Source organism: Winogradskya consettensis, from assembly GCF_018332715.1.
GTDB lineage: Bacteria > Actinomycetota > Actinomycetes > Mycobacteriales > Micromonosporaceae > Actinoplanes > Actinoplanes consettensis.
Map to the genome: position 1 here is coordinate 310716 of NZ_BOQP01000052.1, position 9567 is coordinate 320282.

Genomic DNA, 9567 nt, shown 5'->3' on the forward strand with positions numbered 1-9567 from the left:
TCGCGTAGGGAATCTCCTCGTAGTGAGCCGGCGGCGCATCACCCGCCTGGGCCTCTTCGAGGTTGTCACCCGCGGCGGCAGCACCTCCTACCGCAAGCGGGAGACCCTGGATCTGCCGTCGATCTAACAGACCTTGCGCGATGGCGACGCCATTCCTCAACTCCTCGCCCAGCCTTCCGATGATGTGTGCGCTGAGCCACACCAACCGAAGGGGAAAAGAAACCGATGACGCAGCCTGCAGCCACCGACCAGATGATCGCGCCGGTCAACCAGATGATGATGCAGATGCAGGCGCAGTCCGCCTACGACGACGTAAAGAAATCGGCCGGGCTGGCTTACGTCATCTGGTTCTTCTTCGGCGTTTTTGGTGGTCACCGGTTTTACCTGGGCCAAGGCGGCCTCGGCGCGGCCATGTTCCTGACGCTCGGCGGCTTCGGATTCTGGGCACTGCTCGACGTGGCCCTCATCGGTGGCGCCGTACGTGCGGTCAACGCCCGGAAGAAGGCTGAGATCTTCGGTCGCGCGGGTCTGCCGGTCCTGTAGTCCTGACCCGCAAAACAGAGGCTGGGCGAGTCGAAGCTCGCCCAGCCCCCTGGCGTGGGCGATGAGGCCCGCCAGCCGCTATGCCCTGACCGCCGCGCCACCGGTAGCCGCCGTCGCCGAGGGCCCGCCAGAACGCATGGCGTCGAGGAATCCCTCGACGGAGGCCGACCACGGAAACTGTTCCGCGCGGGCCCGGGCCACCTCTCGCCGCAATGGACGTTCAAGCAGCGCCTGAACAGCCCGAGCCATTCCCCGCCCATCACCAGCGGCCAACCCCGCATCCCCGATCACTTCGGGAAGCGCACTCGCAGAATTGACCACCGCGGGCGTACCACTGGCCAGAGCTTCCAACGCACCCAGCCCGAACGTCTCGATCGGCCCCGGCGCAACAGCGACGTCAGCCGTGGCAAGCAGATCGGCAAGCTCATCCCGATCACGCAAATGCCCGAGGAACCGCACCGGCAGCCCCAGCGAGGCCGCCTCAGCCTGTAAAACGGACCGCAAAGGCCCACCCCCGGCCACCACCATTACAGCCGGAACCCCCTTTGCCCGCAAAGCAGCCAACGTCTGAATCGACAACTGCGGACGTTTCTCCGCTGACAACCTCCCGCAATGCACGAGCAGAACGTCCCCGGGCCCGGCCCACCGCTGCCGCAGCGCCGGATCGTGCCGTCCCGGCGAGAACACTTCAAGATCTACTCCGAGGGGTACGCGCACCACGTCGCGAACCCCGACCCGCTCGAACTCCGCAGCAGCCCACCCCGTGGTAGCCACAATCCGATCGAACGACGCAGCACTACGCGCATTGAGCCGATCAGCAACCCACCGCGACCGCCCACCGCCGAAGATCCGCAGCAACCCGTCCAGGCTCTCGTGCGACACCATCATGGACGGCACCCCGCACTCCCGCGCCCACCGCCCGACCCACCGCAACGTGCTCCGATCGGACACCTCGAGATGATCCGGCCGCAGCCCCCGCAGCGTGTCGGCAACCCGGGCCCGATCAAGCAGCACCCGATACCCACCCATCCGCGGCACCTCCGGCCCGGGCAGCGTGATCACCAGCCCCTGCTCGGTCTCCACCTCGCCGTACCGCGCCCCCGGATGGACAAGCACAGCCTCGTGCCCGGCCCGCTGATACCCGATCCCCAACTCCCGCAACGCCGTCCGCAACCCCCCGGACCGCTCGGTAATGAAGTTCGCCAGCCTGACAATCCTCATGCGGCCACCAGATTCCTCGTCATCGCAGCCTCGTAATGGCCGATCAACTCATCACCGACAGCAGCCCAGGTGCGCCCCTCGATGGCAACCCGCCCGGCAGCACCGAAGAGCGCCCGGCGTTCCGGATCCGCGACCAGCCCTGCGACCGCGTCCGTGAAGCCCGCAGCCCGGAACGCCGGCACAAGATGCCCGGTCCGCCCCTCCTGCACGAGATCAAGCGGCCCACCCGCAGCCGGCGCCACCACCGGCAACCCACTCGCCATGGCCTCCTGAATCGCCTGCCCGAACGTCTCATACGGCCCGGTGTGCGCAAACACATCCAGGCTCGCGTAGATCCGAGCCAACTGCTCCCCGTGCCGCGCCCCCAAAAACACAGCCTTCGGCAAAACCCGGCGCAACGTAGCGGCATGGGGACCATCACCCACCACCACCAGCCGTACGCCCGGAATGCGCGAAGTCTCCGCCAGCAACTCGACCTGCTTCTCCACGGCGAGCCGCCCCACGAACCCGACCAACGTCTCGCCGTTAGGTGCCAGCGCGCGCCGGATCCCGGCATTGCGCTTGCGTGGATGGAACCGCACGTCGTCGACGCCGCGTCGCCACAGATGCACCCGCCGCACGCCGTGCGTGTCGAGCGCGGCGACAGACTCCGTCGAGGGCGCCAGCGTGCGGAACGCCGAGTTGTGGACGGTCCGGATCCACGCCCACGCGGCGGCTTCCGTCATGCCGACCTTGTACGCACGCGCGTACGCCGCGACGTCGGTCTGATAGACGGCGACCGACGGCAACTTCAGCGACCGGGCGGCGGCCGCGCCCCACGCCCCGAGCACGAACGGGCTCGCGAGATGCACGACCTCGGTGCCGTGCGCACGCAGTGCGGAGCTCAGCGCGGGTGTCGGCAGCCCGAGCCGGATCTGGGGATAGCCGGGCATCGGCAGCGAGGGGATCCGCACCACCGGCCAGGGCAGCTCGGGCGTAGGTCCGGTCGAGGCACGCGGGGCGACCACCATCGGTTCGTGGCCACGCTGCGCGAGGTGTTCGGCCGCCCTCAGCACTGAATGGGCGACCCCGTTGACGTCCGGCAGGAAGGACTCCGTCACCAGGGCGATTCGCATGGGCTGAGGATGATCGGCGGTCCGCTCCCGGCAGAGAACGAGTTCGTGTCCGGAAAGGGAACTCGCGGCGACAAGAACGCTGTTCGCTCCCTCTTCGCCTGATGTCTCCTCGGTGTTGCCCATGACCAGGCAAAAGTGATCTTCGTGGATCGACGTAACCTACTTCGCGCGGCCGTCGCCGCCCCCCTCGTAGCCGCGGCTGTGCCCGCCCTCCCGGCAACCGAAGCGGCCGCCAAAGACAAGGCAAAGGCCAAGACAGAAGACAGCCGTTTCGCACTCGCGGTGCTGCCCGACACGCAGTACCTCTTCGACGCGGACAGCGCCGACCCGGCACCCCTGCGCGAGACGTTCCGCTATCTGACCGAGGAACGCGACGTCGCTTTCATGACGCACCTCGGCGACGTCACCGAGCACGGCACCGACGCCGAGATCAAGCTGGCCAGCGAGACGTTCCGGCGCATCGACGGCAAGCTTCCGTACAGCGTGCTCGCCGGCAACCACGACGTGAATGGCAGCACCGATGACCAGCGGGGCTCCACGGCGTACCTGAAGGCTTTCGGTCCGTCCCGTTTCGCCAGGATGCCCACCTATGCGGGCTCTTCGGCCGACGGTTACAACAGCGCGCACGTGCTCGAAGCCGGCAACCGTAAGTGGCTCATCCTGGCCCTCGACTGGCGCATCTCCGACGCCGGGCTGGCCTGGGCCGACGGTGTCCTCAAGAAGTACCCGAAGCTCCCCGCGATTGTGACCACCCACGACCTGGCCTACTCCGACGACGCGGGCAACGCCTCGCTCTCCGGCAACGGCCAGCGGCTCTGGGACAAGCTCATCAAGAGCCACGACCAGATCTTCCTCACCCTCAACGGCCACTACTGGCCGCCCGGGCGCACGGTGCTCAAGAACGACGCCGGCCACGACGTCCACGTGCACATCACGAACTACCAGGACCGCTACTACGGCGGCGCCGCGATGATCCGGCTCTACAACTTCGACCTCGCGCGCAACGTGATCGACGTCGAGACGTTCTCGCCGTGGTTCCTGAGCAAGCGCGACGACACGCGTACCCCGCTGGAGAAGGAAACCCTCGAGCTCACCGGCCCCACCGACCGGTTCAGCCTGGCGATCGACTTCGACGAGCGGTTCGCCGGTTTCGCACCGCCGGTGCTGCCCCCGGCCCGTCCGGCCTCGGCGGTGGTCAGTCGTGACACGGTCGCCTACTGGCGGTTCGACGGCTCCGGCCAGGCGGTCACCGACGGCTCCAAGGTGCGGGACCTGAGCGGTCACAACAACGACCTCTATGTACGCCGACTCGCGAACAGTGGTCAGGACGTGCTCGCGGTCTCGGCGGAACACCACGACGCGCAGCCCGCCCACGCCAGTCTCCGCTTCGACGGCGGGAAGAGCCCGGACCACGGAGCAATTCTGCGTACGTCCGAAGCCGCCCCCCTGAACAGCATGAAGTTCCTCGGCGGCTACACGATCGAGGTGTTCCTGAAGCTCCCCGAGCCGTTCGAGGGCGACCACGCCTGGATGGGGATCTTCAGCTGGGAAGGCCGGATGGGTGACGCCGGCAAGACCAACGGCTACGACCCGAACGAGCCGACGTGCAGCCTCAACCTGTCGTCGGAGCGCTTCCTGCAGTACGTCGTCTACCCGTCGGTCGAGGACGCCAGCCCGACCTCGTGGAGCCACGCCCTGCCCACCGGCCGCTGGATGCACGTCGCGGTGGTCAACAACGGCAGCCGCACGATCGTCTACGTGGACGGCTCGAAGATCGCCCGCAACCCCGCCCAGCCGTCCCACGGCATCGCCACCCTCGGCCTGCCGTTCGTGCTCGGCGCCACCTCGTACAACCTCGGCTACGGCCAGGGCTTCTACGGCTGGATGGGCGACGTACGCATCACAAAGCGGGCATTGACCCCCGGACAGTTCCTGATCGGCTGACGAATCGGAAGTCGTAGTGTCAGGGGTATGTCGACGATCGCCACCAACGACGGAGTGACCCTGCACTACACCGACGAGGGCGGTGGCCCGGTGATCGTGCTGATCCCCGGGTTCACCGCCTCCGTCGACAGCTGGGAGTTGCAGCGCCTGGCCCTGGTCAAGGACGGCTACCGCGTGCTGGCGCTCGACCGGCGCGGGCACGGCGACTCCGAGACCCCCGCGTGGGGCTGGCGATTGTCCCGGCACGGCAAGGACCTGCACGACTTCCTCCACGCCCTCGACCTGCGGCGCGTCGTGCTCGTCGGCGGCTCGATGGGCGCCAGCACGATCTGGGCCTACTACGACCTCTACGGCCCCGACCGGCTCGCCGGCATCGTCACCGTCGACCAGACCCCGCGCCTGATCAACGAGGCCGGGTGGGAGCACGGCTTCTACGGGCTGACCGCGGACAATGCCGGCACGTTCTTCGCCGACGGCGTACCCCTCACCGGTAAGGGCCTGTCCTTCGAGACGACCGCTGAGCGACTGCCCCGGCTCGTCGAGGCGCTGGGCCGCCCACCCAAGAACGCCGACTGGCGGCCGATGGCGGCGTTGCTGCAGGATCACGCCAACCAGGACTGGCGCGACGTGATCGCCCGCATCTCGGTGCCGTCGTTGTTCCTCGCCGGCCACGACAGCCAGCTCTGGCCCTGGGCCCACGCCACGGACGCCGCCGCCCTCAACGACCTGGCCGAGGCCCTGATCCTCGAGGACTGCGGCCACGCCATGAACATCGACCAGGCCGACGAGGTCAGTCAGGCCATCAGTACGTTCGCGAGCGCGCTGTGACAACCAATCCGCTCGCCGCGGCCCTGCCCGACCTGGACTTCGTCACCGACACCGACGTGCTCGACTCGCTCAGCCACGACGACGCCGAGTGGGCGCCGGTGGGCAACGCCCTCTCAGCGGTCCGCCCCCGCAGCACGGCAGAGGTCCAAGCGGTCGTCGCCGAGTGCGCGACCCGTGGCATCCCCGTGGTCACCCGTGGCGCGGGCACCGGGCTCTCCGGCGGCGCGAACGCGGTTGACGGCTGCCTGATCCTGGACCTGTCGAAGATGAACCGGATCCTCGAGATCGACCCCGACAACATGATCGCCGTCGTGCAGCCGGGCGTCGTCAACAACGACCTCAAGGCCGCGGTCGCCGAGCACGGCCTCTGGTATCCGCCCGACCCGGCGAGCGCCCCCTGGTCGACGATCGGCGGCAATGCGTCGACCAACGCCGGTGGTCTCTGCTGCCTCAAGTACGGCGTGACCCGCGACTACGTCCTCGGCCTCGAAGCCGTGGTCGGTGGCCCGGCCGGCGCGTACGGCACCGCGGTCCGGCTCGGTCACCGGACCACCAAGGGCGTCGCCGGCTACGACATGGTCGGGCTGTTCGTCGGCTCGGAAGGCACCCTCGGCGTCCTGACCGAGATCACGCTGCGGCTGCGTCCGGCTCGGGCGGAGTCCCCGCGTACGGTGGTCGGCGCCTTCGGCAGCATCGTGGCCGCCGGCAACGCGGTGGCAGCGACCACCCGCCTGGGTCTGCTGCCCACCGCGCTGGAACTGCTCGACAGGGCCTGTCTCCAGGCGGTCGAGGAGTGGAAACATCTCGGCCTGTCAGCGACCGCGGAGGCGCTGCTGCTCGCTCAGATCGACACTCCCGGCAAAGCAGGCGACGACGAGGCAGCCGCGCTCGCCCAGTGCTTCCGCGACGCCGGAGCCGAATGGGCGGAGCAGTCCACCGACGAGTTCGAGGCGGAGGCCCTGTTCTCTGCCCGCCGCCTCGCCTATCCCGCCCTCGAACGACTCGGCCCGGTCCTCACCGAGGACATCTGCGTGCCCCGCTCCGCCGTGCCCCGGATGCTCGCCGCCATCGAGGACATCGCCACCCGCCATCAGGTCGCCATCGCGACCATCGCTCACGCGGGTGACGGCAACCTGCACCCCTTGATCCGTACGCCCGCAGGTGACGACGCCGCCCGCACCGCGGCCCAGGCAGCATTCGAGGAGATGCTGACCGCCGCGATCGACATGGGTGGCACCGTCACCGGCGAACACGGCGTCGGCCTGCTCAAACGCGCCGGCCTGCGCCAGGAGCAGGAGCCCGGCGTCATCGCCATGCAGCAGGCGCTCAAGCAGACCCTCGACCCCCTGAACCTCTTCAACCCCGGCAAGGTCCTCGGCGACCCCGCCGCCTGACCGTGCTTCAGGTGCCGACAGCCCCCATCGCCCGATCGAGGATCTTGCCGAGCTCCTGCTCGTGATCGCTCGACGTCCACGCGATCAGCGTCGCCTCGACACAACCCAGCGCGGCAGCGATCACGGCACCGGCGGCGGGATCTGAGGCGTCCTCCGGGTCACTCCCGAGCCGTCGCGCGATCTCGGGCCGCAGCAACTCCTGCCACCGCCCGTTCTTCTCCCGATGACTGGCGGCCAGCACCGGCGTCGTCACGACGAGCCGGGTAAGACGCCGTACCCGCTCGTCATGCGCGGCGTACTGCTCGATGAGCGGATCGAGCGCGCGCCGCATCGCCACCCACGCCGTCTCCCCCTCGGGCCGGCCAACGAGCGCCTCGAGCAGCCGCTCCCCGGCATCGGCCGACGCCCCGAACAGAGCGGCCTCCTTCGACGGGAAGTAGCGGAAGAACGTGCTGCGCGAGATCTCGGCGGCCGCGCAGATGTCCTCCACCGTCGTCTCCTCGTAGCCCCGCTCGAGCACCAGATCCATGACGATCTCGGCTACCTGGGCCTGCATCGCCTGACGCGCCCGGGCCCGCGCACCACCCCCGCTGCGGTTCATGGTCATGACCTCACGGTACTACAACCCTAAAGTGGTACCGTGTCTCACGAAAGAGACTCAGTGCCGATTCGAGGAGTACGCCATGAAGGTCATCGTCATCACCGGCGCGAGCGACGGCATCGGTGCGGCCGCAGCGCGCAGACTCCATCGGGACGGCCACACCGTCGTGGTCGTCGGCCGCTCGCCCGAAAAGACCCGCGCGGTCGCTGCGGAGCTCGGCGTCGACAGCTACGTCGCGGACTTCACCCGCCTGGACGACGTCACCCGGCTGGCAGCAGAGCTCAAATCCGCCTATCCCCGCATCGACGTGCTGGCCAACAACGCGGGCGGCGTCTTCGGTGGCAAACCGAAAACCGTCGACGGCTTCGAGATGACGTTCCAGATCAACCACCTCGCGCCGTTCCTGCTGACCCGCCTGCTCCTCGACACGCTCATCGCATCGCGCGCATCGGTGCTGCAGACCTCGAGCACCGTCCGCTTCTCCGGCACGATCGACCTGGACGATCTCGACAACGACAAGAACTTCGAAGCATCCCGCGCGTACGGAGCGGCGAAGCTGGAGAACATCCTCTTCACCACCGAACTCCACCGCCGCTACCACGCCCTGGGCCTCTCGGCTGCGTCGTTCTACCCGGGCAATGTCGCCACGAACTTCGGCTCGGACACCACGAACCCGATCATCCGCCTCGTCGTGGCGATCGGCAGCAACCCGATCGGCCGCCGCATCCTGCTCCGCACCCCTGACCAGGGCGCCGAACAGATCGTGTGGCTCTCCGAGGGGACGCCGGGACACGACTGGCAGTCCGGCGCATACTACTACAAGAGCAAGGTCGCCAAGCCGGCCAACAAGCAGGCATTCGACGCCGACCTCGCCCGCGGCCTGTGGGACCGCTCGGAAGAAGTCCTCGGCGACCGCCTGAAGCCCTAACTCCGCCCCACGGAAAGATCGGAAACACCCGCGGTGGCGTCAACATCGAACCGGTCCTTCGCCGTGTCCCACCCGACCGGGGTGAACACCGATCCTCCGGGTACGCCGTTCCGCGTCTGCCCGTCAATCGTCACGTCAGCCGCCCCATTACGAGCAGCAACCCGCACCGGCGCGCTCCCACCGAGATGCACGAGCAGCCGCCCGGCGCCCCCGCTCATCGTCACGCTCTGAGTCCCTGAAGCCGCGGGCAGGAACACCTCCGCCCGGCTCGTCCCCGCCGTGAGCTCAACATCGCCCCCAGCACCGCCGGTCAGGTCAACAGCCTCGTCACTGGCCCCACCCGACAACCGCACCTGCCACCGAACATCCGTGGCCAGCACGACGTTCACGATCGCCGGCCCACCAACCCCACTGTCCCGCAGCCCTGCCACCACGGTGTTCCCATCAACAGAAACCGCCGGAACAACCCGGGACTCGGCCGGCGTAGAAACGCTGAACAGATCCCCACCGAGGTCACCGACGCTCACCCGCACCACATCGGACCCGTTGATCAGCTGGAACACAGCAGGCGAAGCCGCATGCCCGGAGCCACCCCGAACCTCATGATCCGGCTCGCTCGGCTCCCCCTGCCCCACCCCGGGCAACCCCAGCCCCGACCCACTCCCCGGCCAGGTCGGCACCGGCGTAGCACCCTCACGCCCAGGCGCCGCATATCCCGGCTGATGATCAGGATTCCAGTCCCGCCCCCCGTCATCCACCGCAGAACACCCCGCAACCGCCAGCACAGCAGCCACCGAGCCGACCCTGAGCACCCGGACAATCATGCCCACCTATTACCCGATGCCCCGAACCGCTACACAGCCCCCACGCCGGCCTGGGCACCAGACGCAAAAAAGGCCGGCCCCGATACGCCGGGTCCGGCCTGCACTACCACGTAGGAACGCAGAATGGCCTGCCCCGAAGGGCAGGCCATTCATCACGTTGAGTCCGGCG

At 68.4% G+C, this 9567-nt stretch carries 9 protein-coding genes; 5 read left to right on the forward strand and 4 right to left on the reverse strand.

All coding sequences use genetic code 11. The annotated features are described in order from the left end of the window. Window positions 1-252: 252 nt before the first annotated feature. Window positions 253-543 carry a TM2 domain-containing protein gene (locus tag Aco04nite_RS42460; RefSeq protein ID WP_213002823.1) on the forward strand — a complete coding sequence of 97 codons (291 nt, stop codon included), beginning with the start codon at window positions 253-255 and terminating at the stop codon, window positions 541-543. A 78-nt stretch (window positions 544-621) separates the two neighbouring features. Here Aco04nite_RS42460 and Aco04nite_RS42465 read toward each other — a convergent pair whose 3' ends face one another. Further along, on the reverse strand, window positions 622-1764 hold the full coding sequence (locus Aco04nite_RS42465; RefSeq protein ID WP_213002824.1) for a glycosyltransferase: 1143 nt from the start codon (window positions 1762-1764) through the stop codon (window positions 622-624). After that, a complete protein-coding gene (locus Aco04nite_RS42470) occupies window positions 1761-2879 on the reverse strand; it encodes a glycosyltransferase family 4 protein (protein ID WP_213002825.1) in 1119 nt (372 codons plus the stop codon). Before Aco04nite_RS42470 ends, Aco04nite_RS42465 begins: the two co-directional genes overlap by 4 nt. Window positions 2880-3023: 144 nt before the next feature. Here Aco04nite_RS42470 and Aco04nite_RS42475 point away from each other — a divergent pair, with 144 nt between their 5' ends. The 3 genes from Aco04nite_RS42475 to Aco04nite_RS42485 are packed head-to-tail and all read left to right on the forward strand — an operon-like array spanning window position 3024 to window position 7045. Then, a complete protein-coding gene (locus tag Aco04nite_RS42475) occupies window positions 3024-4823 on the forward strand; it encodes a LamG-like jellyroll fold domain-containing protein (protein ID WP_213002826.1) in 1800 nt (599 codons plus the stop codon). Window positions 4824-4850: 27 nt separating this feature from the next. Next, window positions 4851-5651, forward strand: a complete 801-nt coding sequence (locus tag Aco04nite_RS42480; RefSeq protein WP_213002827.1) for an alpha/beta fold hydrolase — start codon at window positions 4851-4853, stop codon at window positions 5649-5651. Then, on the forward strand, window positions 5648-7045 hold the full coding sequence (locus tag Aco04nite_RS42485; protein ID WP_213002828.1) for an FAD-binding oxidoreductase: 1398 nt from the start codon (window positions 5648-5650) through the stop codon (window positions 7043-7045). Before Aco04nite_RS42480 ends, Aco04nite_RS42485 begins: the two co-directional genes overlap by 4 nt. Window positions 7046-7052: 7 nt before the next feature. On the opposite strand, the gene Aco04nite_RS42490 is transcribed toward Aco04nite_RS42485, so the two are convergent. Beyond that, entirely contained in the window at window positions 7053-7652 is a 600-nt protein-coding gene (locus tag Aco04nite_RS42490) for a TetR family transcriptional regulator (protein ID WP_213002829.1), read from the reverse strand. Window positions 7653-7728: 76 nt separating this feature from the next. Between Aco04nite_RS42490 and Aco04nite_RS42495 the strand changes: the two genes are divergently transcribed. Continuing rightward, on the forward strand, window positions 7729-8574 hold the full coding sequence (locus Aco04nite_RS42495) for an SDR family NAD(P)-dependent oxidoreductase (RefSeq protein WP_213002830.1): 846 nt from the start codon (window positions 7729-7731) through the stop codon (window positions 8572-8574). Here Aco04nite_RS42495 and Aco04nite_RS42500 read toward each other — a convergent pair. Continuing rightward, on the reverse strand, window positions 8571-9254 hold the full coding sequence (locus tag Aco04nite_RS42500) for a hypothetical protein (RefSeq protein ID WP_213002831.1): 684 nt from the start codon (window positions 9252-9254) through the stop codon (window positions 8571-8573). The two genes, Aco04nite_RS42495 and Aco04nite_RS42500, sit on opposite strands and share 4 nt — an antisense overlap. Window positions 9255-9567: the final 313 nt, after the last annotated feature.

Coding starts and splice junctions, on each gene's coding strand:
- Aco04nite_RS42480 (WP_213002827.1), top strand. CDS start 4,851: ATGTCGACGATCGCCACCAACGACGGAGTGACCCTGCACTACACCGAC.
- Aco04nite_RS42460 (WP_213002823.1), top strand. CDS start 253: ATGATCGCGCCGGTCAACCAGATGATGATGCAGATGCAGGCGCAGTCC.
- Aco04nite_RS42470 (WP_213002825.1), bottom strand. CDS start 2,879: ATGCGAATCGCCCTGGTGACGGAGTCCTTCCTGCCGGACGTCAACGGG.
- Aco04nite_RS42495 (WP_213002830.1), top strand. CDS start 7,729: ATGAAGGTCATCGTCATCACCGGCGCGAGCGACGGCATCGGTGCGGCC.
- Aco04nite_RS42465 (WP_213002824.1), bottom strand. CDS start 1,764: ATGAGGATTGTCAGGCTGGCGAACTTCATTACCGAGCGGTCCGGGGGG.
- Aco04nite_RS42490 (WP_213002829.1), bottom strand. CDS start 7,652: ATGACCATGAACCGCAGCGGGGGTGGTGCGCGGGCCCGGGCGCGTCAG.